The sequence below is a fragment of the Pedobacter deserti genome (assembly GCF_024436415.1).
GTDB lineage: Bacteria > Bacteroidota > Bacteroidia > Sphingobacteriales > Sphingobacteriaceae > Pedobacter > Pedobacter faecalis.
This window is the reverse complement of the sequence record NZ_JAFMZQ010000001.1, coordinates 929,576-954,352: the sequence shown is the minus strand read 5'-3', so window position 1 is coordinate 954,352 and position 24,777 is coordinate 929,576. Positions and strand designations below refer to the sequence as shown.

Below are 24,777 nucleotides of genomic sequence, written 5' to 3'. Positions count from 1 at the left end.
ATTCTGTACTCATTATGCGGTTCTTTCGTCTATTAAACTAATCAGCAGATCGGACTTTCCTGAGTTGACCTTTCTTGCGAAGATGCCATTCGACCGTTCTAAATCAACCCAATCTGAGGTATCAAGAAGCAACTCGTTAGACTTCTTTCCAAAAAATCTCAAATTGTCATTAATCGCATACTCTTTCCGGGGGCCGTTCATCAGTATCATAACAAAGAAGGTCTCGTCTGAAACCGCTGTATGCTCAAACCTTTTAATAATCCACTCATTCTGTCGTAAATAGTTAACGATATATTCGGCACTTGAACGTGAAATCGAGAACCATTGAGCTCCAAATGCATGATAAAACGTCCCGGGAATTTGCTTTCGTAATTTAATATTAAGGTACTGATAGAGCAAACGACTCGCCCGCTGCATTGCTACGTATATAGGCTTTAAAAAATAGTAGTTGAACTTGTTGGCTTTGCTCTTGCCGAAATAACGATCATAAAAATAAAAGCAATCAATATAATAACGTTTATGAGCCTCGCTTTCATCCCAAAGAATATAGTCATTTACATTATTTTCGAAAAAAGAATATAAGTGTTGATTACTAACCATAGGATAGTCCACACCTGAGATTAAATGAAACCTTTCATTGTCACAACTATCATACGCCGCTTTCAATAAATCTATTTCAGCTTTTACCAAGGAGAATCCTCCCCAGTGCGTTGACCTGCTGGTAACAAAAGTGACATTCGAATAAGCTTTAAGTAATTGGATTTCATCACTTTCTATCAAAACTTTTGACTTACTGTCGATATGAATATAAAAATTAGCAAAATCTGAATTAAGTTTGTTGACTAACTTGAGCAGGTGTTTCGGTTGCTCGTGCGCAAGTATTAGGAATGCATGTTTCATCCGCTTTCGTATTTAGATCATTGTAGAAAGTTCGTCAATCGAAGCTGGTGTTAAGACGCCAATCTCTTTATAAAATTGCAATACGTCGGAATCACCTTCATCAATAATAAGCGAAGTTGAGATAGTCTTAAATCCCAGCAGTTTTGCACTTTGCAAAGCTGTGCTCTTCACTCCTATAACTACCACGTTTGAATTAATTCCTGCAGCTGAATAATAAGATTCGATACCAATTGAGCTATCGAGCATGTACGCAGAATTCGGTATGTTAATAAAGTCTGTGGTTTCTCGAGGATGTAATTTATAATAAAGCATTCGTCCAGACCTCTCCGATACTTCAAAAATTTTCATGACAAGTTCCCTTACGCTGGCGAGACTCTTATATACGTTTGATTTATCCATTACTAAAAGTATAGAATTCTCTCTCAACCTTATATTCCCGGAGCCGAACAGAGTCTCAATTCCAAGTCGATACTCAGAAGCAGAGATCTCCACAATATCCTTCGATGCATAAATATCACGCTCCTTCCCCTTTAGGGTTAAGTAGGCAGTTTTGAGCCATCTATTGGCTCCCATATGCGCGCCTTGAAAATCATAAAATTTCCCAAGCATGAACACATATTTAAAGATAACTTTGCGTAGAAAACGCATTCTGTCATTTGAATTAAATCCGTCTACATCAATGACATTCTGAAAATACGGATAAGATCCATCCTCAAGCCATATGAATTCTGTATGTTTATTTAAACTGAAACATCGCTTAACTATATATATTTCGGGGATATTTCCATCGCAAACCTCAAAAACGCGATCATATTTACGTCGGATGAACTGACCTATTCGTACTAAATCAGTTGGCATGCTCAAAAGCTTACGACGCCAGGATTTATTTGAAGGCGGAAAAATCCCGGGGCGAAAAAGAACTGTTTCAAAACTGTCCGTCAGCTTTTTTCTAGTGTCTGGGGTTATTGCAAAATCGATGAACAAAATAAGATCATTGCTGTCGGCCTTAAATCGGCCTTTGATTAAGCCGATAGCTAACATTAATTGAGCTTGGGAATGACAAACAAAGAGATTACGCATATGTTATTTATTGCTTCACTATTTTATTACTGATCGTATCTTCCTCGAAAAAGAATTAGTCAAGTTTATCAGATCACCGCTGCCATTTCTTATCAACTCCCACACTGACATCCCCAACATTTTGCAGCACATCGGCAGCGCGTAACAGATCATCAAGATATCTAGCAACAAACTTCCCATAGCTGCACCAACTAATCCAAAATGCAGTGTCAAGAAATACGAACTAATTACTGCTAAAACAGCGCCAGCAGTTCCTGCTGACGTGAAATGGTAAGGCTTATTGAAAGCCCAAAATACAACTACTGTTGTCCACCAAAGTGCATTAAATAAGATACTACTGATAAAAATATACCATACGGTATCAGGAATATGTAGCGCATGGTTCGTCCATATTTCGTAAAGCCAAGTTCCAAATAAGCCCAAGAAAATTACACCAAAAACACCAATCACAAATGATGTCCACACAGAGGCACTAAATAGTCGCCTTGCTTTGTTAAAATTGCGTGCACCAACTTCGTACTGCATCTCTGGAAAAACGGATGTTTCTACCATTTGAAATAGTTGAGTGACTGAACGAGTCGCTGTTCTTGCGGTGTTAAAAATGGTTACTGACTCCGGCCCTAATGTCACCCGTACTACGAATGTGCTGCCTTGGAAAAACACTGACTGCCAAATAGGGTTCATAAGATAACCAAATCCCTTCTTAGTGATATCAGTGACTTCTTGTTTTACTATTTTCCCCTTATAAACCTTCAACAGACCTAATGTCTCTTTGGCTTTATAGGCATAGAACAAATTAAACAGGACAGATATGATAAGTTGAGAAATAGCATATTCTACTATTTTATATCCTGACAATAGCACAATGATTCCACCGACTATATTGCAAGCGCTATTAATTGTCTGGAAATTAATACTCAAGGATGCTTTTCTGGCCGCACGAAACTGAGATTCAAACAATTGGCTGTAAAATCCGATAAACCTGGCGCCAATCAAGATTGAAACAGCAAGAATTGTGTCTTTCGAATCAATCAGCGACTTATCGAATACCTTATAATGATCCAATACGAACAGTGCCATGACACTAACTAATACCCCAAAAGTGATCATGCAACTTATAATCGCAAATCCCGATCTGAATACGTTTGCTGCCCCTTGCTTATCATCAGAAGCATACTTTAGAACGAACGAGCTGGCAGCTGCAGAACCAAATCCAAGGTCAGAAAACGCCAAAACACTTGGGATAATGGTCAAAGTTAACCATTCTCCGTAGTACGCAGCTCCCCAAGCCGATATAAAAAAAGGGACAAGTGCTAGTTGATCCAAAACACGTACTGCCTTTTGGATGCCAGTAGCAATGCCATTTTTAAATAAATTTGATCTAGTAGACATGTGGCTCAGGCGATATAATTACATTTTCAGTTGCTGATTTGAAAGTTTTCACAGACTACTGGTTAAGCGCTTCGAAATTTTCAATATAAGCGTACGCTATATTCTTAATGTGTTGGTTGTTGTATCCTATAAAATCTATCCCATTCGTCGCAGCAGCCTCATAGTCATTTATGGAGTCGCCTATCAGGACGCATTCAGATCGCTTGTATTCATATTCATCCAGCAAATCCCCAACGAGCTTATTTTTCGGGGTTGGCGAACCATTAATAGTTTCAAAAAATCTGGCTAAATTCAAGGCCTGACAAATCGCATTCAATTCAACTCCATCTGAACCGGAAACGATATGCATTTCATATTTATTCCAATTCTGTTCAATAAAACCGACGGCGTCCTTTATTAACAAGTCTTTATTGACAAGAGAGGCCAGCATTATCTCCGAAAAAGACTTCGCTAGTGTATTAACCTGAGCTTCGGTTATCACCTCACCTCGTATAGCCTCGAAAAAATACCTAAATTTTACGTACCTAGATAATCCGCCATTTAAATTATGGAAATCCATCAACTGGCTAATTTGCTCTTCAGGATACTCTTTCAAGACAGCGCTAAAGCCATTACTTCGCACTGGCATAGAATCCATGATAACTCCGTCAAAATCCCACAACAGTACCTTATACTTTTCTAGCATCGGCTTCTAATTTATGAATGACATCATTTACATCTTCTGGGTTGTCAACTGCAATTGATTCACTCGATAATTCAATCATCCTTACTTCATAGTCTAATTCGAGGAATCTCAAAATCTCTATATCTTCCTCCTGTTCCAACTCCGTCTTGCGGTCACAACTAGAAAAAGACTCCAGGGCATCAAAGGGAAAAGCATATATACACACTTGTCTCCAAGCCTTGGCGAAAGTAGCCTGTTTGTTCCCCGGTATAGGACTTCTTGACATATACAAAAGCTTACCATTCGGCCTGAACACCACCTTAGGAACCGAGACACTCGTATACTGTTTTGGATCGGTGATTGAGCAATAACCATTTAATATCTCACCGGGATAGGTATCCAAAAAGCTTATCACCTTGACTATGTCGTCGGGGTTAAATAATGGTTCATCACCTTGAACATTGATATAGTAATCTACCTTAATTTCTTTTGCAACTTCCGCAATTCGATCAGTTCCTGTTAAACATTCATCACTCGTTAAGATTACCTGCATATTATGTTGATTACAGTGATCAACGATACGCTCGTCTTCTGTGGCAACATAAACTTTTTTAGAATCAACGGCTTTGATGCACTGCTCATATGTTCGCAACAACATACTCTTACCCAATATATCCGTTAAAGGCTTCCCAGGGAACCTTGTAGATTTATATCTTGCTGGGATTACTACTATATAACTCATTACCAAATAAAACTATAAACCGAACCTGATTGTAAAGCTTTGTATCTTGTTGGGGTCAATGAAATCAAACTCCTATCTGTAAAGTTTTGAAAAGTGCTAAAAAGAAATTCATTTTCTTCCACCAATGTTCTTTCCAGTTGAGAGATTGAAGCTTCTTGATATCCGTCAAAACCAACTACAAAAATTTGATTTGCTCCTAACTCCAGTGCAGTCTGTAAAGCCAACACGCTATGTGAGTCGGTTAGTTGGTTTGTGAATGTGATACTGGTTAACTCAAAGCATTGATCATGAATTTTTGGGGGCACATAGGTTCCCATTTTACGAGGGAAAGGCGGCAAAATGCATATCCCTTCAAAATCTCCTAAATCATAAAATACCTTTTCCAACCGGTGCCCTTCATTACCAACTAAACAGTAAAACTGATCAGCCACAACATTTTTGTAAAAAATTGCGTTTTTTGAACTGGCATGAATAACTGCCAAGTCGAGATTCTTATTAATAAATTCTATAATTGCCTTCGAGTGCTCAACAGAATTTGGACCCCCGCCGACGATCAAGACATTATTGTATTTTTTGCTAGGCTTAAAACTCGGTAACTGCTCGTTATCTTTGATGTTATTTTTTTGATTTTGCAGTGCCCTGACCATACTGTTCAAAGAATAAACCCGGGTAGTGTACCAGTCCATTACTTCTTTTTGTGGCAATGAATTCGACCCTGAAATCATGTAAGGAACGTTAGTACCCCATTCGTATTTTTTTAACAGCTTATCAAAGGCATCAACAGCATTTCCTATAGCGTTAAAATCAACAGACCAATCAAACTTCGTATTTAATACCGACAAAAGTAATTCCGTCTTTAGATTACCGGCACCTCTTCCCATACCTAATATCGTTGAGTCTACAATGTCAGCGCCATACTCTATCGCCGTCAGTGTATTAATTAAAGCAAGTTCTAGATTATTATGCCCATGAAACCCTAGGCTACAGTTTGTTTTGGAACGCACTAAATCCATAGTCTCTTTCACGTCATCAGGAAAAACGCCGCCGTAACTATCCACCATATAGAAATAATCCGCCAGACCGTCAAGCTCACGCAACTCCTCGACGAAGCTTCCGTATTGCTTCCATTTCGACATATACATCACGTTGAAACCGACCTCAAATCCGTACTTCTTAATTTCTGCAGCCAGTTTTAGTGCCCTGCCCAACTGTTGCGGGTCTAATGCAATCCTTACCATGTCGACTAAACCAATGATCGGTTGCAAAAGATCGGCAACATGCTCGACACGAATATCCTTTTCGTTAAATATAATTACAAGCTTTTTATTGCTGAGTTTTCTTAGCTCTTGAAGCTCATAAACAGGCGAATAGAAGTATTTACCAAAATATTCCTTTATTGGTACACTTCTATAGCCGACTTCGATATACTCAATCGGTAAGCTATTCAATGATGTTAGATATGTTTCGACTAGGCCTTTCTCAAAATCCCAATTTGTATAATAACCTCCGTCTCTTAACGTACAATCTAATAGCTTAACCATAACATTGATTTTAAATCTTAAATATTTTTTTTAACAAACTTTTCTTCTTAACCTCATTATCGCCATACGTCCCATAACCGTAACCATAACCATAACCGTAACCATAACCATAGCCATAACCATAGCCATAGTTGTCTGTCGCATCGATGTCATTGACCACAATACCTATACTTTTCATCTTTTTGCTTTGATAAAGGTCCTGGATAATTTGTAGCTGCTGTTTGAAAGTATATTTTTGTCTAACCAGATAGAGGCATATATCAGTATAAGGCTCCAACAATTGAGCATCAGTTACAATTCCCACCGGAGGTGCATCGATTATAATGTAATCAAACTCCAATTTCATAGTCTCAATCAAATCCTTAGTTTTACTATCGAGCAGCATTTCTGCCGGGTTTGGTGGTATAGGACCAGAGCTAACAATCGAAAGATTCTTATGAAGCTTTAATGGTTTAATAATGTTATTAGCCGACAAATCAGAGTCCACTAAATAGTTTGTAAATCCTATATTATTTTGGATACCCAATTTTGCTGAAAGACCGGGCTTTCGAAGATCTAGTTCCATTAAAGCTACCCTTTTACCAGAAAGCGCTAAAACATTCCCTAAATTGATAGCAATAAACGACTTACCCTCCCCCGACATACTTGAAGTGAGCAGTATAACTTTCTGGTTAGGTTCCTTTAAGTAAAAAGATAGATTGGTCCTCAAGGCTCGAAACTGTTCAGCTATCGCAGATCTTGAACTGTTAGCAACCACTAAATTATCATTGCCATCATCGTGACTAATTTCTCCCAAAACTGGAACATCCGTTTTAGCGCTTATGTCTTCCCGCGTTTCAACCTTTGTATTGGTTAGTTCACGCAAATATAAAAACACGATAGGGACCAAAACACCGAAGATTAGTCCTATAAAATAAGAGAAAGATCGCTTAGGGCTGACCGGATTTTTAGCGGCTTTGGGCGGATCTATAGTCTTGGAATTTGAAATATTGGCAGTCTTTGAAATCGCCGTTTCCTCACTTTTCTGCATTAAAAACAGATACAGCTCTTGTTTGATTTGTTGTTGCCGAAATAAATTTAAATAACTCCTTTCTGTAGCTGGCACTTGCTGAATGTCACCTTCCAAAGCACCAACCTGGCTCCTCAAGCGATTTCTGGATATATTTAAGGAACTTGCTGTGCTTCTCAAGTTTAACAACATATCACTCCTCAAATTTGATATTTGCTCGTCCATATTAGCAACAACCGGATTATTCTCCGTAACTCCTAGTAACATCCTGTCTCTTTCTAATAGCAGAGCGTTATATTTCTCTACCAAACTATTAAAAGTTACATCTTCACTAACTAAAGCACTCGGAAGGACTCTCTTAACATCGGGGTTACTTAAATAGCTCTCAAGATCTCTTGAAATACTAATTTTTGTTTCGATTTGAGCTAACTCTTTCATTAACTCCGAACTTGAAGAAATCAAAAGCTTGCCCTGCTCTGTCATGTCAGTAAGCTTATTCTTTTGCCTAAAGCCCTGAATATTTCCTTCTAAATCCCCTAACTCACTTCCGATAAGGACTAGCCTATTTTGAATGAATTGAATCGTACTGTCTGCTACTGCATTTTTATCATCTAAGTTCGTTCTAACATAGTTATAAATCAACCTATTCAAGATATCTTCGCCTTTTTTCGGAACAGGATGCTTTAATACCAAATCAATAATGCTGACCAACTTATTGTTTATTCCAATATTGAGTGCGCCCATTAAGTGTCCGACTTTATCGTCTACTGAAACTATGTCCACACTATAACTACCTGCATCCAAAGGAACACTGTAATTTCTTACAAACTGCAAGTTTCCTACTCCTGGCAATTCAATTGCTTTGCCATATTGAATGGTTTTCCGCTCGTCCTCCAGATTAACTACAATATTTGATGCGGTTAGTTCCAGTTCAAGATGTGTTGCGGGCACTGTATCGCGATTATCTAACCGTTGAACAATAAAAGGCGAAGCATACAGCTCTACATCGCGAACGGCTCCGTTTTTATAATAAGTGATATTTAATGTTAGATCCTCCACGACCTGTTTCATCAATGATCTGGTTTTTAAAACTTCCACTTCATTGTCAACTGTACTTTTTGCTCCGAAAAGTCCACCCAGATCTCCTAAAACTTCCGTTGCACCAGATATGTTTCCACCTTTCTTCTCATCATTTATCAGGACACGTGCAGAAATTGTGTAAATGGGCGTTTGATAACGGATATATAAATAAGAGAGCATAAAACCAACGATGGCAGACAGGGCTATCCAATACCAGTTACCTACTATCCGAGCAAAAAACCGCTTAAAATCTAGTTTATTTGCTTTATCGACTACTTGAATATATTGATCTTCGTTATTAATCATAAGTATGTATCAGATGCTTTGCTTAAAAAAGTCTCGCTACAAGGGCAGCCACTACAGTCAAAGCCGTTCCTATTAAAGCAATCGTTTGAGTTCGAGCTTGATTGAGGGTTGCAGCTTTACCTTTATTTGGTTCCACGTATATCACGTCGTTTTGTCTTAAGTAATAGTAGGGACTAGTGAATATGTCTTTCGAATTAAGGTTTATTCGAGCAAACTCCTTTTTCCCATCGATGTCTCTTATTAAAATTACGTTTTCTCGTCTTCCGTATATGGTCAAATCGCCCGCCAAGCCAAGAGCATCCAAAATACTCACTTTCTCATTAGGTATGATGTATGACGCTGGTTTAGTGACCTCTCCTAAAATTGTAATTTTGAAATTAGCGAATCGAACTTGAACATTTGGATTCTGATACGAATTGGAAGCCCGATTTCTAATCAAGTCCTTTGCTTGAAACGTTGTTAACCCCGCCACCTTCATTTTGCCCAGTAAAGAAAGTTCAATTTCACCATTTTTATCAACAATGAATCCTGAGGTTGACGGAGTTGCATTTTGTGTGGAAGCGGCATTTCCTTGTGTACCCATCACCTGGCTAGCCACTTGGTTAACAATCATTCCGGTAGCTGGATCAATTGTAAATATTGAAACGGATAGAATATCATCTGCCTGAATTACAGGTTCAGTGAACTTAGCAGTATTAGATAATTCAGACTGAGCATCCAAGCTGACATCCTGAAAATAAGGAACATTCTTAGTGCTTCCGCAAGAAACGATGAAAACAGCAGAAAGGACAATTAGAGAGGTAAAGCGCGTTTTGCCTAAAATTTTTCTTACCATATACGTAATAAAACTTTTAAATTCTTTGTAAAAAATAAGTCGCAAATTTAGCCTTTTTTACCCTGATTCTCACATCCCCTTTTCTAAGTATAGTCGTCATATAAACATTGATTTATTTTTAAACGGATAATCGCCAATCTTCTCATATAAGTATCCGCCTCTAACTGCATTAGTTAGCACTGCTAAATGTTTATCATGATGGAGGTCAGTTCCCGCTAGGTCGTAATACTTACCCTCCAAAAGGTAATCTGCAGCACGTTTCACGTCCTTGCCATAATAACCTGTTGGCGCAAGCAGGTTCATCTGGAGCATCGCACCCATATCTTTATAGCGCTCCAGTCGTGTTAGGTTTTTATGATAAAAAATATAGCGTTCGGGATGAGCCAGAATGATATTATAGCCTTTGATTTGCAGATCAAAAATTGCGTCTTCTATATTCGGGCTCTCATTCATGTAAGACATCTCGATAAGCACATATTTTCCTGGCAAACACATAAGGTCATCATTAACCTCAAAGTTTTCATCAATCATATATTCTGCGGCTGCCCCGAGTTCTACATTGATTTTCGCCTTAGCCAAAGCTTCTCTGGTTTTGGCAAGCGCCGGGTTTATGGTGTCGCAGGTATTTGGATACAATTCTTTGAAGATATGCGGTGTGCATAGAAATTTATGAAATCCAAGCTCATTTAATTGCTTAATTAGCGCTACAGATTGCACAACATCGGGTGATCCGTCATCAATTCCAGGTAATAAATGCGAATGAACATCAACTCCCAACCATTCTATGTTATCTACACGTGTTTTTTTCTTAAAAAATGAGAACATTACCTGGATTTTGCATGAAATTTTAAAAAAATAGACCTGATTTTCACAGCAAGTGCTCAATAATACTTAAGGATTCGCACAAATATAAGGAAATCTTATGCAAGTTTTAATATTAAATTTTCTTAAAATAATTTCGATATGTTCTGGTAAAATGCTAAAAATGAGCGGGATATTGCCCTGCATAGTGTACAACGTACACTTTAAAGGGCTAGGTGACGTTAAATAAGTTAAACTCTAGACGTATATCTATTAGCGTTTAGGTGTGCCGTACACCACTTGGGCGCCCCTGATATCATTTTCAGACAGCTTCATTTCGTATGAACCGCAGTCGCCGCAGATATAGTGCATTACCGAAGAGCAATCTATCTCTTCGCTTAAATTCTGAGCGCCGAGGAATTCCTCAACAATCGCCTCTTCGGGACAGTCAGTTCCGGTACGCCATATGTGCTCATGTCGAAAACCTAAGACATGGCCGAGTTCATGCCGCAGCACACCCGCCTTGCTTTCCCGCAGACTAAAAAAACGGTAATCCAACAATATCTTCCGCCTGTATGGTGGATCTGGCGGGAAGAATGCCTGTGCCACAAATGCACCATTTGAGTTAAATTGTCTTACCACAAAGGTCAGCCTGGGATCAATAACTTGGCCGACAGTGCCGTTATCCAATGCCGGCACATATTCAAACTTAACATTGCAGGCCTTCATCCAATCGGTCGTGGCTTCTTGCATCCATGCAACGGTTTGTTGGTACATCTGGGGTGACATGAACGATCTTTTTAATACCGAATATTTGATCACATACCCCTCAGGCCATTTAGCAAACTGACCGGCAGACGTAGTTGCTACGGTCAGCTTATCCGCTCCGTGCGCGCCTCGATCGCGATTTAATAGTTTGAGTGCGTATACATACAATTCATCCTGATCCATCAACAAATCACCTTCAACAACATAAAATTTTGTGCCGTCGAGAACTACTGACTTAAGCGTTCGCTGCAGGCGGGCCATAAGCTCCTGCGCTTTGCTGTTTAAAGAAAGCGCCTTAGAAGAGGTAAGAGAAATTGTATCTAGCGCAAGCGCCCCATTTGTTGAAGCTATCGATGTATCTGCCTGGGTAGTTGTGGAACCGGTGTCGTCTCCACCTTTTTGATCACTGCAGGCAACACCTAGTGTTGCTACGAGCACGCTTAAAAGCATCACTTCCTTTTTCATTTTGATACGGATAATTTAGTTAATCTTTCACACCAAACACTTTGAACAATGACTCCGGTGACACAGAGATGCCGAGGTATAGTTTCGGTACGTATTGCTTATCGGAATGTCTTCGTAAGTACTCCAGACTTGCATTGGTTCCCACCTGCAACTCATCTACATCTTCCGGTGTTTTGTTGAAACTTGTTCCCGCAACAACATTAAAGGCTTTGGAAATTGCCAAAGAGATTCCTGCAAAATAACTTTCAAGCGGGTCTTTAGATATCTTCAGCCCCGCCACGATTCCGATACGTTCATGAAATGGAATGTTATCTTTATCGGTAATCAATTTAAGCCGGTCATAATCACGGCCAAAAGGGTAAAATTCGACAAGTGCCATGAGGTTAAGTTTTAGCTCATCAGCTCGAAGAGAGTCTGTTTGTATCGTGAGTTCATTATTGGAATTCAAACGGAAATCCTTGTTTTCAAGCCGATGAAGACCTAAGCCTACCTTTATCCCTAAATAGGACTTTTCGTGGATATCCGCTAAAGTCTTTACCACCTTCTCCTGCTTGGTTAAATTTAGGGCACTCGGTGGATCGATGCTTCTCTGTTTCAACAGAAAAAAGGTTAATTGCATGGACCGGTCAGGATTTACCGGATCGCAGTCTTTGTCCCTTTCGTACTTCGCGCCATTCTTAATACCGGTAACGGTAGTCGCCAATTTCATAAGATTAGCTAACCCCACATCAACGCTCTTTTTACCATTAACCACTTGTATCGAGTGCGAATTGAACGAATTTCCTAAGAGTACGACAAGTACATTCCTTCTGTTCAGCAAATAATCAGAGCTCTCGCCATGTTCACTGGTAATAACTGTAGACAGTATCTGGGTAGTGTCTTCCACAAAAAAATTATTAGCCTCATCAAACTGCTTCTGAAGTTCGGTCAACTTGTCCGTTAGACCCATATGTTCCTTATCAAGGCTTTCAATTAACGATCTGAGCGATAGATGCTTTTGCTGGTCAATTGTATAATCTGACTGAAGCTTCTTAAGTTCGCGCTTTTCTTTTTCGGTTGCGTTTTGTATGCTTCTCTTAACAATTTCCGTCCTGTCCGCTGCCATTTTCTTTGTAAGGGTCTTCTCCTCGGTTCTGTACGCCTCCAGCATCGCCTTGATGGCGTGCTTTTCCTTGCAAACTACTTTATATAATGAATCGATAGTTGCGCTGGTATTTTGATACAGTTTATTTAGGTTGAGCGGCCGGCGTACAAAAACAATAGCAGCGCCATTTGGGTAGCTTTTAAGATGTTGGCGCATCCAGATCGATATATCCGAGCTCAATGACTCATCCGAATTCATTTTATCAAGGAAATTCTCAATTTCTTCCACACTTGAAAATGGTTGCCTGTCGCTCACAACGCTGACTTGCTGCAACGGTATATATCCGTTCATGAGCTGTTCCCTCTTTATAAGGATTGTGGATTTTTTCGATATAATATCGCTAATCGGGGTTTGTGATTTTGCGCTTAGCATACATAACATGCAGGCAACAAACAATAATTCTCGAGTCATTAGATGGTTAGTTTGGTTGGTCATTTAACAGCAACATGCTGTATTAAAATCAATTACAATATAACCAATAATTTACTCAAACAAACAGATTGTAAGCAAATACCTGAAAGCAGGTAGCTGATCTCATAACATTTGTGAGGTAATCATCTCAAAATTTTGCTCAGCTAGCTGTAAATAAATCTTTCTGTGATTATCACTGTAGTAATGTTTCCTGATTAAATTTGAACAAGAGTTTGATAAGATAACTGAAAGGAGTAATACTATGGGCTTAGAAGAACTATTATTGGACAGGGCGGAGAAACAGGGTGAAGTTCGTGGCGCTGAAAAGGAACGCGCAAAGGCCGAAGCGAAAGCAGCTCAGGAAAAACGCGATATTGCAAAGCACTTGAAAAACAAAGGAATCGACATTAAGACCATTTCGGAAGCTACTGGCCTTTCTGTTGAAGAAATCGAAAAGCTTTAACCTTTGTCCCTCACCTCCCCTTTTCCATAAGCGCCAGCACAGAGGCTTCCTGAAAGTACCTTACGTGACCGCGTTTAACAGAGACCAGCTTACCTTGTTTAATGTAGTTGAAAAGTGTGCGGTCTGTTACCCGCAGCATCCGTTGGACGGTGTCTGAGTCGAGCCAAACGTCCTTGTTGCGCGCAAGCAGCGTCTCTTGCCTTTCCTGCCGGAGTTCTTCAAAGTGTGTTTCGAGCAGCTGAATAATTTTTTCGAGCAAGTGTTTCATGGCTAACGAATCCTGTGGTGCAAAATCTGTCTGAGGTTTATGGCGGCCTGGTAGCATTCTTCCTCGATATACTGACTGAAATCGAGCCGCATATGGTGTACATGCTGCTGGAGCAGCTGCTTTTCCGGAAAGTAGGGTACCTGCACGCCTTTGCGCTCCAGCATGTCGAGCATCAGCTTAAGGTTAACCTGCGGCAGGAAACGGATCCAGATGCTTGTGCCATGATCGGGCAGTTTGTATCGTATAAACTCGTGCAACTGGGTTTTAAGTATCTCGTGCATGTTCATCAGGTCGCGCTGCTTTTGCTGCCGGGTTTGCCGCACCAGCTTCTGAAGTTCACCACTTCTCAGCATATATTCTATGGAGACCTCCATCACATGGTCGCGGTACTCATGCGGACTGCCCGGCATGTTTTTCAGCATGTCAATGATCTCGGCCGGAGCAACAATAGTGCGCAGGTTTTGCAGATATGGATGCAATCTGCTGAGCGCGCCGCAGTACACCACCTGCCCGTCGTTTTCGTAGTTTATCAGCGATCGGAAGGGTTCGGCTTTGTACCAGAACTCATGGTCGTCATCATCTTCGATGAGGTAAAACCTGTGTTTTCGCGACAGGGCTATGAGGGCCAAACAGGTGGCTTCGTCGACCGTATGTGCTTTAAGGAAGCTGCAGCCCGGCCTGATATACATGGCTTTGATGGGCTGTTTGTTGAGCAGTGCTTCCAGCTGGCTCAGCGCATCGTATCGGGTAATATCGAACTCGATAATGGTATGCCCGCTTTGCTGCATCATGTATTCGGTAAACTGACAGCCCAGCACGGTATTGATGATGGTGCTTTGCGGGGGCAGGAGCAGTTGCAGTAACCGGGCTACGGCGGCGCCCTTACCGCGGATGAGTTGCAGGTTTTGCAGCCCAATGGAAAATCCGCGTTGATTAAGATAGCCGCATACCGGGTTTGCAAGAGGCTCTGCACGGTCGGCCCGCAGCAGTTCTATCTGCGCAGCGTTGATGCGGGAGCGGATATGCGAGCGACTGTGTTTATCGATGAGCTTATAGGACAAATAGGTTTCGTTGAGCTGCTGGGGCCCGATCATCACATAGTCGCGCTTGTTTTGCGGCGCAGGTATGGTAAGTATTTCCTGCCGGGGCCGCATATTGGCCGGCACCCGATCGGGCACCCCGCTTTGGCTTCCCCTGGGTATGGGCGGGTGTTCGGCCACGAGGGTTTTGCCGCCGCGGCCTATGTGCAGCCAGCCGCAGGCACTGAGGCTTTGGTACACCTTGGATACCGTGTTGCGGTGTATGCCGTTGATGTGGGCCAGTTTTTGGCATGAGGGGAGTGACTCTCCGGGTTGCAGGATGCCCCTGGTGATCCGGGTAACAATAAGGTCTTCAATTTGCTGAGCGTACCGGTTCTTCATGAGCGTGGGTACGATCCATCTGTGGTGTTCATTCTCGTTCATAGAGCGGGTTTGTTGATGTTTGGTTAACGAATTTAGCTTATCGCAGGCTTCCGGCAGGAAAGGCATCACTTACACAGTGCATCTTTATCATACTTTCGACTGGAAACGACCACTTTAAGAAACTTTTAATACAAAAAAATGAACCGGTTTTCACAAAGGACTGGTAAAAACACCAATTTTTCGCTGATAACCAGATTGTTACAAACCTGCACATCGAAAAAAGTGCAAACCATCACAAAATGAGTCGGTTACAACCATTTAGCTTTGGTTTAGAGAGGCGTTGCTGCCCGGATACTACCCGGATACTGCCCGGTTGCTACCCGGATGTTATGCGGACTGGAGCGGGTAGCAGCCGGTAAATATTGGTTTAATATTCAGACTAGAAACTATGGCTAGATTAACTCAGGGAGTTTTCGGCGGCGCCACCGGGGTGGCGGGCGATTATGAGTGTTACATCAGGAACGGGATTCCGTATTTGCGCGCTAAGCGACGGAAAACGAAGAAACCGGCTACTGAACCGGTTAGGGCGACACGCGGTGCAATGTCGGTGGTAAACCGGTTTGTAGACACGATGACGGATTTTGTAAGGGTGGGCTTCGAGCTCACGGCCCGGGGAGAGCCGTTTTCGGCCAACAATGCGGCGAAGTCGTACCAGTTGCTGCATGCGGTAACGGGCGTTTATCCGGACTTGCGGATAGATTACCCGAAGGTGCGGCTTACTCAGGGTTCGCTGCCTATGCCATCTGGACTTGTGGCCGAACGTACGCTGCAGGGCGTGTCGTTTTATTGGTGGGCCGACCCGAACGCAGAAAATGTACTAAAGCGTTCACAAACGATGTTGCTGGTGTACTGCCAGGCGCTGAACCGTTCGGCCTTCCAGATTGGTGGTGCGCCGCGATATAAGGGTGCCGACTTGCTGGAGATCCCGGACGAGTTTAGCGGGCATGCGCTGCAGGTGTACATCGGCTTTGTGAGCGACAACCGGCAGCAGATCTCGAACAGTGTTTGGCTGGGTGAATTAGCGCCCTGAACTGCCCTGAAATTTTCCGGAACTCCGGAAAATCACCGGAAAAGTTCGGCAAATTACTGTGACCCAGTAGGTTTTGTTTGAAAGCTGCTATATGTTTGTCGTGTTGACTTGCAAGGACAACGTGAATAAACAAATTTTTTAAACTTTAAAAACCTACTAAAATGGGAAAATTATCAAGAGGATTCCTGGGTGGATTCCAGGGACAATTAGGAACGGCATATGGCTGCTTCTGGAGATTAATGGATCTGATTAAGGCGATGCCGCGCAAATCGAACCGGCCGCCAACGGTGAAGCAGATCGAAGTGCAATTGAAAATGAAATTGGTTTCGGGCTTCCTGAGCTGGGCGAAATCGATTATCAAACCGGGTTTCGACCTGGTGCGCAAGCCTAACCAAAGCGCGATGAACGCTTGTGTGGCCTACAATCTGGAGGTCGCAGTTGCGGGGGTTTCTCCGAACTACACGATCGACTTTGCGCAGATCCGCTTTAGCGAGGGCAAGCTGGGTCAGCTGAGCGCCGTACAGGTGGCGGCCGACAATGAGGCGGAGCTGAACTTTAGCTGGGCAGCGGATTTGCCGGGGCTTCCCGACAGGGATGCGACCGACCGGGTGTCTGTCATCGTGTTTAATCCGGCCAAAGACAGGTTTGTGATTGCGCAGGATGTGGTGGCCCGCAGCGCGGTGGCGTACGACATGAGTTTGCCGCTCGACTTCAGCGGCGATGAGGTTCAGGTGTATATCCTGGCCAAGGCTGTCGACGGCCGCCTCGTGAGCCGGTCGCAATACCTTGGCGAACTGATCATTGTTTAATGTTAAGTTGAGGGCGCTGTGATGGCGCCCTCTTTTTTTTCATCTAATTTTTTTCAAAATGAATATTCTTGATTTCAATATGCAGGCCCACCCGGGATGGGGAACGCCTGTGCTGATAAAGGCGTTTAAGATCGGCGTGCTGCTTACTGCAGTATGTTGGCTGTGGCCGCTGCTACAGGGTCTTGTATTTTCTGCCGACCCGACTCGCGGCTTTATTGATGGCAGCATCTGGCTGCTGGTGATGATTGGTTTGGCCTGCTTCGGGCTGATCGTAGGTATTGCCTGGTGGCTGCTGAACCATTTTTGGTTTGTATTGGGTTTGCCCGACCGGGGCGAGATGGTTTCACGCTTTAATACGCTGGAATTATGGCAACAGCTAAGTTTCTTCTGGCTTTCTTTTGCTTTGCTCTTGTTGGCGGGTCTGGGATGCCTGGCAGTAGTATGCTAGGCAAAGGCACCTTTGAGGTTGCCACGCCGCATTCAAGGGCGGGCTACTGGCTGGGCGAGCGTCTTTATGGCAGTTTTACGCCTTTGAGCAAGCCGCATGTTGCCGACGCGCAGCAGCGCAAGCGTGTGGTGGAGATAGCCTGCGGGGAGCTTTGGGTGCGGGAGGCTTCGGGCAAAAATGACGGACCGCGTGTAGAGGGCTATCTGGCTTCGGTGGGCCTGAAGAAGGGACAGCCCTGGTGTGCGGCTTTTGTGTCCTGGGTGTTTAAACAAGCAGGGTATGCCAAACCCCGCACGGGCTGGTCGCCCGCCCTCTTCCCTGCCGCGCGACTAGCGAAGGCAGCGGCACCGGGCAATGTGTTTGGGATCTATTTCCCAGCGTTGAAGCGTGTGGCACATTGCGGTTTGGTAACCGACCGCCGCGATTCCTGGATTGGTACGGTGGAGGGCAACACGAACGCTTCGGGCGGCAGGGAGGGCGATGGGGTGTATCGCCGCCTGCGGCATGTGCGCACGGTGCATTGTTATGCCGACTGGATAGCTGCTCCGCGAAATGGAAAGGGAGGTGGAAGATGAAATGGATGTGTTTTTTGGCTTGCGCAATGCTTGTCGCGGCAGGCGGCTGCTCTATGCTAGGAAAATCGACCAGCGCACGTTCGAGCTCGGAGCGTAAGATAAGCAGTGCACAGGAGCGCCTGGAATTGAGCCACAGCAGGGCAACGCGGGAGCACGAGGTGTTTTCGTACTGGACCGACAGCACACTGTACCGTTATGAGAACATAAAGGATCTGGTAAACGAACAGACGCTCCATCAGGCGGCAGCGTCTGAACAGCGATCGGCCCGGCTATCTGAAAGCGTTAAAAGCCGCTCTCCAGCACAGGGACTGTGGTTTTGGATTGCAGGCGTGGTTGTAATAGTGGTGATTTGGCGCATTTTGCGTTTGGCTTTTCGGCGTTCACGCATGATTTAAGGTCTTTCACGGTTAATTTCCGGTCTTCTGCGATTTAATTTGGTAAAGTCATTTGAGTTATTTTGAGGTGAAATCTCGTGATGTTGAGCTATTGTTCAAATCCTTGATTATCACCTCAAAATATTTCGTAACCAACTGTAAATAAATTTGTTGTGTGACTACCAGCGGATGGTTATTCCTGATTAAGTTTGCTGCTGAAAAATACAGATGCGAAAGAATTCAGGACAGACGAGCCAGTACGACAAGATCATTAAGGAAAACCTGGAAGCTACCCTGCCAGCGATTATGAAGGACTTGCTTCATCTCGACATCGTAGCCAGTGAGGAGCTGCCAGACGATATCCAGCATACAAAAGAACGTAAACCTGATGCGCTTAAGAAAGTGACCGACAGCGCAGGAGATACGTATGTTCTGCATCTGGAATTTCAGGTAGCCAATGAGGCAGAGATGGTTTACCGAATGGCCGAGTACAGCGTGATGCTGATGCGCCGGTACAAGTTGCCAGTCAAACAATTTGTGATATTTCTGAACGAGGTTACGCCTCAAATGAAAACGGAGATTGACACACCTTGTCACAAGTACAAGTATGAGTTGATCCGCGTTTCCGAGACTAACCCCGACCTGTATCTCAGATCGGAGGTGCCGCACGTTAAGATGATGGGCATCTTGGCTAATATCCCGCACGGCAAGTTAAAGGAAGACCTTCAGGCTATTGTGGATGGCATTGCCAGGTCGACCGAAAGTGACCTGGAGAAGAATAAACTTTTTAATCAATTACGTATATTTGTACAGTTGCGATCCAATCTTGTACATCAACTTGAAGAAATTATGCAGTCAGTAAGTACATTTTTTAAAGAAGAAAACGATATCTTTTATCGCAGAGGGGAAGCTAGAGGGGAAGCCCGTGGCGCTGAAAGAGAAAAGGCGGAGATAGCAAAGCACTTGAAAAGCAAGGGCATCGACATCATGATCATTTCGGAAGCTACCGGTCTCACTATAAAAGAAATCGAAAAGCTTTAGGCTCTGCTTTTAAACAATTTTATGGTCTGGATATTGCTTATGTTCAAACAAACACTAACGCATGCCCTTATCAGAACTGGAACGCCTCAAGTCTCTCCGACGCTTCTTAAATCTTGAAATAACGCGGGAGGCCGAGCTTCAGCGTATTGTTGACCTGGCAGCGAGGATATGCCATTGCGAAATTGGTCTCATTACTTTTCTGGATGAGGATATCCAGCATTTCAAGGTTAAATCGGGAACCAGCTTAACACATACCGAACGTAGGGACGCTTTTTGCAACCACACTATACTTGAGGAAGAGATCATGGTTGTTCCGGACGCCGAGAAGGACAGCCGGTTTGCGGAGAATAACCTGGTTACAGGCCATCCGAATATCCGGTTCTACGCGGGTGCGCGCCTGAGGGCTGCCGACGGCGCCCTGCTGGGGAGTTTGTGCGTGATTGATATGAAACCGAACGACCTGAACGAGGAGCAGCGGCTGATGCTTGGTGTACTGAGGGACCAGGCCATGATGCTGCTCGACTTTGAGCTGAGCGTGGATATTCTTAAGGAGCAGTTTGACCGGGCAAAGCGTTCTGAATCTAAGATCAGGGCCTTTTTTGAAAGCTCAGCGGCCTGTCACCTGTTTCTGGGGTCCGATTATGAAGTGCTGCATTACAACAAGGCTGTTGTCGATTTTGTGAAACGCAACTCAGGTATGAGGATCAACATTGGCGACAAGATCACGGATTATGTGCATCCGCAGCACCTGGATGTCTTCAAAGCAAACTTCGAGCGGGCAATGAAGGGCGAGAGTGTCAGCAATGATGTTAAGCTAAGTTATGCGCAGGAGGATATCTGGTGGCAAATAGATTATGATCCGGTGTATGCTACAGACGGACGTATTATCGGGGTGTCTTATAATGCAACGGATATTTCTGCGCGAAAGGCTCACGAACTTAAGATCACCCAGCAGAACGAAGCGCTGACGGAAATCGCCAGGATCCAGTCGCACGAGATACGCCGGCCGGTTGCCTCTATCCTTGGCCTTGTGAATGTCATCAAAACATTGCCGCAGCATGAACTCTCGGAATATATAGATATGCTTGGTACGGCTGCCGGGGAACTTGATGGGAAAATTCACACCATGATGGGAAAAATTAACGACAACGGAAGCTTGGGTAATTCGTTTTAAGATGATATCTTGACGGGATGAACCTGAATATAATCTCTAAACTTATGCTCGCGCTGCTCCTTACCGTAGCAAGTGCGGGATGTACTACTCAAAAACTCACGCAGCAAAACAGCAACTGGACCATGACGCCGTTTGTCCGAGGCAGCAGCGCGCCGGTTATTTTGCCGGATACAACTACGGTATTCCCTGACCCGATGTCGGGAAAGCCGGTACATTGGGAGGCCAGCGACACCTTTAATCCGGCTGCGGCCGTAATGGGCGATAGCATCTACGTGCTGTACCGCGCGGAAGATATGTCGGGCATGGGGATAGGCAAGCGTACTTCCAGGCTTGGGATCGCTTCCAGCGCTGATGGCATCAGCATGAGGAGAGATGCTAAACCGGTGCTGTATCCGGCCAATGACGACCAGAAGGAAATGGAATGGCCGGGAGGTTGCGAAGACCCCAGGATAGCGCGGACTGAGGATGGCACTTTTGTGATGTTGTACACGCAGTGGAACAGGAAAGTGCCCCGACTTGCGGTAGCTACATCAAAGGATTTGCGAATCTGGAAAAAGCACGGGCCGGCATTTAAGCGTGCGCATAACGGACGGTTTGCCGACATGGCCAGCAAGTCGGGCTCGGTGGTTACGCGCTTGAAAGGCAACAAGCAGGTAATCGCTAAGGTAAATGGCAAATATCTGATGTACTGGGGCGAACGTTTTATTAACCCGGCTGTGTCGACCGACCTGATCAACTGGGAACCTTTACTAAATGAATCGGGCAACCTGCTCCATATCGCTAAACCCAGACGGGGTTATTTCGATAGCGATCTCACGGAATGCGGTCCGCCTGCTGTGATGACCGACAAGGGCATTCTTCTTTTATACAACGGTAAAAATTCGGGGGGCGAGACCCGCGACAAGCGCTACACAGCGAATACTTATGCTGCCGGGCAGATCCTGTTCGATTCCAAAGATTTTACAAAAGTGCTGAACAGGCTCGACGAGCCATTCCTGGTTCCAAGGGAAGCCTACGAGAAGAGCGGTCAGTACCCCGCAGGCACCGTGTTTATTGAAGGTCTGGTGTACTTCAAGAAGAAATGGTTCCTATATTATGGCTGTGCTGATTCGCGTGTTGCCGTGGCGGTATTTGATCCCGCGTCGAAACAGTGATTTCCATATATTTGCAAGCTCTAAATGAGCGTAGCAAATGAACAACTGGTTCCGATCCCTTGATTTTAAGGTCATTTTAGCCTTTGCGGCTGTTTATATTATCTGGGGGACGACCTATCTGGCGATTAAGATCGGTCTGGAAGATTTCCCCCCTTTTTTGATGGCGGGCTTTAGGTACGTGGTTGCCGGCTTGCTGCTGGCGGTTATTTGTGTGGTGCGGCGACAGCGGCTTATTGATGCTACAGTATGGAGGAATATCCTGCTGGGGGCGGTGATGCTTACGCTGGGTCAGGGTGTGTTGTTCTGGGCTGAGTTGTATTTATCGTCGGGACTTACTGCGGTGCTGGTGTCTACCCTGCCGATCTGGTATATTGTGGTTGACCGCAAAAACTGGAAGGGCTATTTCAACAGTTGGCTTACGTTCGCGGGCATTGCGCTGGGACTCGCGGGCATATTGTTACTATTTAAGGATCAGCTTTCGGGCGGGTCGGAAGACGGGACGATGAAGCTGATCGCCTCGCTTACTGTGCTGGGCTCTTGCTTAAGCTGGGCGGTGGGCTCAATTTATTATAAGAACCATGCGCAGGCTGGCCGCCTTTTCCCGGATGTGAGCTGGCAGTTGCTGGGCGGCGCGGTGGCCTGCCTGATTGTGAGTGTGTTTGCCGATCCGCTGGCCTCGTTTAGCTTCAGCCAGGTATCCCTGCGCACCTGGGCTGCCATCAGCTATCTGGCCGTTGCGGGTTCGGTTGTCGCTTTCACGGCCTCGTACTACCTGCTGTCTGTACGGCCACCAGCGGTAGTGGGCACTTATGCTTATGTAAACCCTATTATTGCGGTGCTGCTGGGCGTATTGGTGGCCAATGAACATATCTCTGTAAGCCAGGTCCTGGGCATCGCCATTATCCTGGTAGCGGCGTACTTGTCGAACCGCGCAAAGCTTACTAAGAGCTGATGTCGTTATTGTTCAGGGTTTCCAGCATCTCGACCAGGTGTTCTTTGGATATGGGCTTGACGTAAAAACGGGATACTTCGCGGTACTGGGCTGCCCGAAGGTGGTCCTGCTGATCAATAGAGGAACTGACAATATATATGGTGATCTTTTTACTGGGCTTGAATTTGGTGAACTCGTCGAGAAACTGCCATCCGTCGAGCACCGGCATATTCAGGTCTAAAAGGATAACCGAGGGCAAAGATTCGGGCGATTCAATAATGGGTTTGAGGTATTTGAGTGCATCGAGACCATCGTTGAAAACAAGTACGCCTTCACAAAAATCCATCAGCTTCATTTGTTTACTCAACAAATAGGTAAACATCCTGTCGTCGTCGATCAGGCATGCAATATCAATTTTGCTCATTCGTGTGTGTATGTGTGGGTGTTGATTTCTATGGTAAATTTGGTTCCTTCTCCGGGCTTGCTCTCCGCATGGATCCTTCCGCCCATGGCTTCGACATGGTTTTTGACGAGAAAGAGCCCCATGCCACGCGCGTCCTCATGCTTATGGAAGGTTTTGTACATGCCGAAAAGTTTATGCCCGTGGAGCTCGAGGTCTATGCCCAGGCCGTTATCGCTTATGCTGAGCAGCACAAAGGAATCGACAAGCTCCGCGCATATGGATATTTCGGGCTTGCGGTCGGGGTGCTTATATTTTATACAATTGGTAAGCAAGTTGATAAGGATGCTTTCGAGGTAGGCCGGACTGTAATTAATGACCAATGCAGGATCTATCTGCAGGTCTACTTTTGCCTTGGCGGCGCGGAACGAGGGGCCGAGTATTTCCATGACGCGCTCTACCTGCTGCCGGAGGTGTAGTTCGGCAACATCGGCCTGACCTTTGTCGTGAATTTTAACGACTTCATTAAGATGGTTGAGCGTTTCAAGGAGATTGCTGGCATTGATGTCGAGCATCTCCACGAGTTTAATTCTTTCCTCTTCATCTTGTTCTTCGGAGATCATGCTCGTCATCATCCGGATGTTGCCCGTGTGAGAACGTAGATTATGGGAAATTATATGCGCAAAATTCAACAGCCGCGCGTTCTGATCGCGGATGGTTTCCATGTTGCGCTTCCGCTGTGTAATGTCTTTAACCTGCGATACGAAATACAGGGGATTGCCGGCGGCATCGCGCACGAGCGAGACACTAAGCAGGGCCCAGATGAGGACGCCATTGGCGCGGTAGTAGCGTTTTTCCATACTGTACCGCTGTATCTTGCCGTTGAGCAATAGTTTCATTTGACGCAGGTCGGAGTCGAGATCTTCGGGATAGGTAAATTCCTGAAAGGTATGGTTCATGAACTCCTGCTCGGTATAGCCCAGCAGCTGGCATAAGCTCTCGTTTACTTTGATCCAGTGGCCCTCGGGCGACACCAGTGCCATGCCTATAGGCGCGTGGTCGAAAGCTTCAGAAAACCGCTTTTCCTTCTCCTGGAGCTCGTTGAGCAGCCTGACGTTGTCGGTGATATCTTCGATGGTCCCGTAAATACGTTCGCATGCACCGCCTGCGATCTGGCTCTGCACGCGGAGCCTTATCCATTTCTGCTTGTTACTTGCTGTGCTGATCTCAAAGGTGCCGGTATGTGGCTGACCTGATCGCATGGCCTTGTCGAGGATGGCGCGTATCCGGGTCGGGTCTTTATAGAACATGATCACTTCGTCCATTGCAGGCGGCTCTGCGGCTTCAATCTCGAATATTTCCCGGATGATCTGGTTCCAGTAGGCTTCTCCGGTCACCAGGTTTCGCTCCCATATCCCCAGGCCGGCGAGTGGCGTTACGCGTTCATAAAGTTCCAGTTTGGTCGGCATCTTGAAGATCGGTCAGTTGATTGACTGCTCCAATGCAAAA

At 44.7% G+C, this 24,777-nt stretch carries 25 protein-coding genes; 10 read left to right on the top strand and 15 right to left on the bottom strand.

Annotated features, from left to right (window positions below):
• Positions 1–12 precede the first annotated feature (12 nt).
• From J3P40_RS04440 to J3P40_RS04390, 11 genes are all read right to left on the bottom strand, one after another.
• A complete protein-coding gene (locus tag J3P40_RS04440; RefSeq protein ID WP_256003313.1) occupies positions 13–900 on the bottom strand; it encodes a beta-1,6-N-acetylglucosaminyltransferase in 888 nt (295 codons plus the stop codon).
• A gap of 12 nt (positions 901–912) precedes the next feature.
• Positions 913–1,980, bottom strand: coding sequence for a polysialyltransferase family glycosyltransferase (locus J3P40_RS04435; protein ID WP_256003312.1), 1,068 nt, complete (start codon positions 1,978–1,980; stop codon positions 913–915).
• 18 nt (positions 1,981–1,998) lie between these two features.
• Entirely contained in the window at positions 1,999–3,372 is a 1,374-nt protein-coding gene (locus J3P40_RS04430) for a lipopolysaccharide biosynthesis protein (RefSeq protein ID WP_256003311.1), read from the bottom strand.
• Between the two features lie 55 nt (positions 3,373–3,427).
• A complete protein-coding gene (locus J3P40_RS04425) occupies positions 3,428–4,057 on the bottom strand; it encodes an HAD family hydrolase (RefSeq protein WP_256003310.1) in 630 nt (209 codons plus the stop codon).
• Entirely contained in the window at positions 4,041–4,778 is a 738-nt protein-coding gene (locus J3P40_RS04420) for a 3-deoxy-manno-octulosonate cytidylyltransferase (protein ID WP_256003308.1), read from the bottom strand. The genes J3P40_RS04425 and J3P40_RS04420 overlap by 17 nt, the downstream gene beginning before the upstream one ends.
• Positions 4,778–6,319, bottom strand: a complete 1,542-nt coding sequence (locus tag J3P40_RS04415; RefSeq protein WP_256003306.1) for a hydroxymethylglutaryl-CoA lyase-like TIM-barrel protein — start codon at positions 6,317–6,319, stop codon at positions 4,778–4,780. Before J3P40_RS04415 ends, J3P40_RS04420 begins: the two co-directional genes overlap by 1 nt.
• A 10-nt stretch (positions 6,320–6,329) precedes the next feature.
• Complete coding sequence (locus J3P40_RS04410; protein WP_256003303.1) at positions 6,330–8,714, bottom strand: GumC family protein; 2,385 nt, start codon at positions 8,712–8,714, stop codon at positions 6,330–6,332.
• Positions 8,715–8,736: 22 nt separating this feature from the next.
• On the bottom strand, positions 8,737–9,549 hold the full coding sequence (locus J3P40_RS04405) for a polysaccharide biosynthesis/export family protein (RefSeq protein ID WP_256003300.1): 813 nt from the start codon (positions 9,547–9,549) through the stop codon (positions 8,737–8,739).
• A gap of 96 nt (positions 9,550–9,645) precedes the next feature.
• Positions 9,646–10,374, bottom strand: a complete 729-nt coding sequence (locus J3P40_RS04400; protein ID WP_256003299.1) for a tyrosine-protein phosphatase — start codon at positions 10,372–10,374, stop codon at positions 9,646–9,648.
• Positions 10,375–10,623: 249 nt separating this feature from the next.
• A complete protein-coding gene (locus tag J3P40_RS04395) occupies positions 10,624–11,583 on the bottom strand; it encodes a zinc metalloprotease (protein ID WP_256003298.1) in 960 nt (319 codons plus the stop codon).
• Between the two features lie 19 nt (positions 11,584–11,602).
• On the bottom strand, positions 11,603–13,018 hold the full coding sequence (locus tag J3P40_RS04390) for a hypothetical protein (protein ID WP_256003297.1): 1,416 nt from the start codon (positions 13,016–13,018) through the stop codon (positions 11,603–11,605).
• A gap of 382 nt (positions 13,019–13,400) precedes the next feature.
• Between J3P40_RS04390 and J3P40_RS04385 the strand changes: the two genes are divergently transcribed.
• Positions 13,401–13,601 (top strand): Rpn/YhgA-type helix-turn-helix domain-containing protein, encoded by a 201-nt coding sequence (locus J3P40_RS04385; protein WP_256003296.1) that lies wholly within the window; start codon positions 13,401–13,403, stop codon positions 13,599–13,601.
• 10 nt (positions 13,602–13,611) lie between these two features.
• Here J3P40_RS04385 and J3P40_RS04380 read toward each other — a convergent pair whose 3' ends face one another.
• On the bottom strand, positions 13,612–13,869 hold the full coding sequence (locus J3P40_RS04380; RefSeq protein ID WP_256003294.1) for a helix-turn-helix domain-containing protein: 258 nt from the start codon (positions 13,867–13,869) through the stop codon (positions 13,612–13,614).
• A 2-nt stretch (positions 13,870–13,871) separates the two neighbouring features.
• Entirely contained in the window at positions 13,872–15,332 is a 1,461-nt protein-coding gene (locus J3P40_RS04375) for a GntR family transcriptional regulator (protein ID WP_256003291.1), read from the bottom strand.
• Between the two features lie 388 nt (positions 15,333–15,720).
• On the opposite strand from J3P40_RS04375, the gene J3P40_RS04370 reads away from it, so the two are divergent.
• From J3P40_RS04370 to J3P40_RS04330, 9 genes are all read left to right on the top strand, one after another.
• The gene (locus J3P40_RS04370) at positions 15,721–16,362 is read left to right on the top strand and encodes a DUF6266 family protein (protein WP_256003288.1); all 642 of its coding nucleotides are present in this window, start codon (positions 15,721–15,723) and stop codon (positions 16,360–16,362) included.
• 161 nt (positions 16,363–16,523) lie between these two features.
• Positions 16,524–17,171, top strand: coding sequence for a DUF6266 family protein (locus J3P40_RS04365; protein WP_256003285.1), 648 nt, complete (start codon positions 16,524–16,526; stop codon positions 17,169–17,171).
• 58 nt (positions 17,172–17,229) lie between these two features.
• Positions 17,230–17,619 carry a hypothetical protein gene (locus tag J3P40_RS04360; protein WP_256003283.1) on the top strand — a complete coding sequence of 130 codons (390 nt, stop codon included), beginning with the start codon at positions 17,230–17,232 and terminating at the stop codon, positions 17,617–17,619.
• Positions 17,538–18,194 carry a C40 family peptidase gene (locus J3P40_RS04355; protein ID WP_256003281.1) on the top strand — a complete coding sequence of 219 codons (657 nt, stop codon included), beginning with the start codon at positions 17,538–17,540 and terminating at the stop codon, positions 18,192–18,194. Before J3P40_RS04360 ends, J3P40_RS04355 begins: the two co-directional genes overlap by 82 nt.
• Positions 18,195–18,220: 26 nt before the next feature.
• Positions 18,221–18,589 carry a hypothetical protein gene (locus J3P40_RS04350; RefSeq protein WP_256003280.1) on the top strand — a complete coding sequence of 123 codons (369 nt, stop codon included), beginning with the start codon at positions 18,221–18,223 and terminating at the stop codon, positions 18,587–18,589.
• Between the two features lie 207 nt (positions 18,590–18,796).
• A complete protein-coding gene (locus J3P40_RS04345) occupies positions 18,797–19,609 on the top strand; it encodes an RpnC/YadD family protein (protein ID WP_256003279.1) in 813 nt (270 codons plus the stop codon).
• Positions 19,610–19,670: 61 nt separating this feature from the next.
• Entirely contained in the window at positions 19,671–20,783 is a 1,113-nt protein-coding gene (locus J3P40_RS04340; RefSeq protein ID WP_256003278.1) for a sensor histidine kinase, read from the top strand.
• Between the two features lie 17 nt (positions 20,784–20,800).
• Positions 20,801–21,937, top strand: a complete 1,137-nt coding sequence (locus J3P40_RS04335) for a beta-1,2-mannosidase (protein WP_256003277.1) — start codon at positions 20,801–20,803, stop codon at positions 21,935–21,937.
• Positions 21,938–21,974: 37 nt separating this feature from the next.
• Complete coding sequence (locus J3P40_RS04330) at positions 21,975–22,889, top strand: EamA family transporter (RefSeq protein WP_256003275.1); 915 nt, start codon at positions 21,975–21,977, stop codon at positions 22,887–22,889.
• Here the strand turns inward: J3P40_RS04330 and J3P40_RS04325 are convergent.
• Both J3P40_RS04325 and J3P40_RS04320 read right to left on the bottom strand, forming a co-directional pair.
• Positions 22,879–23,292, bottom strand: coding sequence for a response regulator (locus J3P40_RS04325; RefSeq protein ID WP_256003273.1), 414 nt, complete (start codon positions 23,290–23,292; stop codon positions 22,879–22,881). The two genes, J3P40_RS04330 and J3P40_RS04325, sit on opposite strands and share 11 nt — an antisense overlap.
• A complete protein-coding gene (locus J3P40_RS04320; protein WP_256003272.1) occupies positions 23,289–24,737 on the bottom strand; it encodes a sensor histidine kinase in 1,449 nt (482 codons plus the stop codon). The genes J3P40_RS04325 and J3P40_RS04320 overlap by 4 nt, the downstream gene beginning before the upstream one ends.
• Between the last annotated feature and the right edge of the window lie 40 nt (positions 24,738–24,777).

Excerpts from the sequence above, each read along its gene's own strand:
- J3P40_RS04415 (WP_256003306.1), bottom strand. The coding sequence starts at position 6,319 with ATGGTTAAGCTATTAGATTGTACGTTAAGAGACGGAGGTTATTATACA.
- J3P40_RS04370 (WP_256003288.1), top strand. The coding sequence starts at position 15,721 with ATGGCTAGATTAACTCAGGGAGTTTTCGGCGGCGCCACCGGGGTGGCG.
- J3P40_RS04365 (WP_256003285.1), top strand. The coding sequence starts at position 16,524 with ATGGGAAAATTATCAAGAGGATTCCTGGGTGGATTCCAGGGACAATTA.
- J3P40_RS04440 (WP_256003313.1), bottom strand. The coding sequence starts at position 900 with ATGAAACATGCATTCCTAATACTTGCGCACGAGCAACCGAAACACCTG.
- J3P40_RS04430 (WP_256003311.1), bottom strand. The coding sequence starts at position 3,372 with ATGTCTACTAGATCAAATTTATTTAAAAATGGCATTGCTACTGGCATC.
- J3P40_RS04410 (WP_256003303.1), bottom strand. The coding sequence starts at position 8,714 with ATGATTAATAACGAAGATCAATATATTCAAGTAGTCGATAAAGCAAAT.
- J3P40_RS04400 (WP_256003299.1), bottom strand. The coding sequence starts at position 10,374 with ATGTTCTCATTTTTTAAGAAAAAAACACGTGTAGATAACATAGAATGG.
- J3P40_RS04335 (WP_256003277.1), top strand. The coding sequence starts at position 20,801 with ATGAACCTGAATATAATCTCTAAACTTATGCTCGCGCTGCTCCTTACC.
- J3P40_RS04385 (WP_256003296.1), top strand. The coding sequence starts at position 13,401 with ATGGGCTTAGAAGAACTATTATTGGACAGGGCGGAGAAACAGGGTGAA.
- J3P40_RS04355 (WP_256003281.1), top strand. The coding sequence starts at position 17,538 with ATGGCAACAGCTAAGTTTCTTCTGGCTTTCTTTTGCTTTGCTCTTGTT.
- J3P40_RS04380 (WP_256003294.1), bottom strand. The coding sequence starts at position 13,869 with ATGAAACACTTGCTCGAAAAAATTATTCAGCTGCTCGAAACACACTTT.
- J3P40_RS04435 (WP_256003312.1), bottom strand. The coding sequence starts at position 1,980 with ATGCGTAATCTCTTTGTTTGTCATTCCCAAGCTCAATTAATGTTAGCT.
- J3P40_RS04360 (WP_256003283.1), top strand. The coding sequence starts at position 17,230 with ATGAATATTCTTGATTTCAATATGCAGGCCCACCCGGGATGGGGAACG.
- J3P40_RS04325 (WP_256003273.1), bottom strand. The coding sequence starts at position 23,292 with ATGAGCAAAATTGATATTGCATGCCTGATCGACGACGACAGGATGTTT.
- J3P40_RS04330 (WP_256003275.1), top strand. The coding sequence starts at position 21,975 with ATGAACAACTGGTTCCGATCCCTTGATTTTAAGGTCATTTTAGCCTTT.
- J3P40_RS04340 (WP_256003278.1), top strand. The coding sequence starts at position 19,671 with ATGCCCTTATCAGAACTGGAACGCCTCAAGTCTCTCCGACGCTTCTTA.
- J3P40_RS04375 (WP_256003291.1), bottom strand. The coding sequence starts at position 15,332 with ATGAACGAGAATGAACACCACAGATGGATCGTACCCACGCTCATGAAG.
- J3P40_RS04345 (WP_256003279.1), top strand. The coding sequence starts at position 18,797 with ATGCGAAAGAATTCAGGACAGACGAGCCAGTACGACAAGATCATTAAG.
- J3P40_RS04390 (WP_256003297.1), bottom strand. The coding sequence starts at position 13,018 with ATGAACGGATATATACCGTTGCAGCAAGTCAGCGTTGTGAGCGACAGG.
- J3P40_RS04425 (WP_256003310.1), bottom strand. The coding sequence starts at position 4,057 with ATGCTAGAAAAGTATAAGGTACTGTTGTGGGATTTTGACGGAGTTATC.
- J3P40_RS04405 (WP_256003300.1), bottom strand. The coding sequence starts at position 9,549 with ATGGTAAGAAAAATTTTAGGCAAAACGCGCTTTACCTCTCTAATTGTC.
- J3P40_RS04320 (WP_256003272.1), bottom strand. The coding sequence starts at position 24,737 with ATGCCGACCAAACTGGAACTTTATGAACGCGTAACGCCACTCGCCGGC.
- J3P40_RS04350 (WP_256003280.1), top strand. The coding sequence starts at position 18,221 with ATGCTTGTCGCGGCAGGCGGCTGCTCTATGCTAGGAAAATCGACCAGC.
- J3P40_RS04420 (WP_256003308.1), bottom strand. The coding sequence starts at position 4,778 with ATGAGTTATATAGTAGTAATCCCAGCAAGATATAAATCTACAAGGTTC.
- J3P40_RS04395 (WP_256003298.1), bottom strand. The coding sequence starts at position 11,583 with ATGAAAAAGGAAGTGATGCTTTTAAGCGTGCTCGTAGCAACACTAGGT.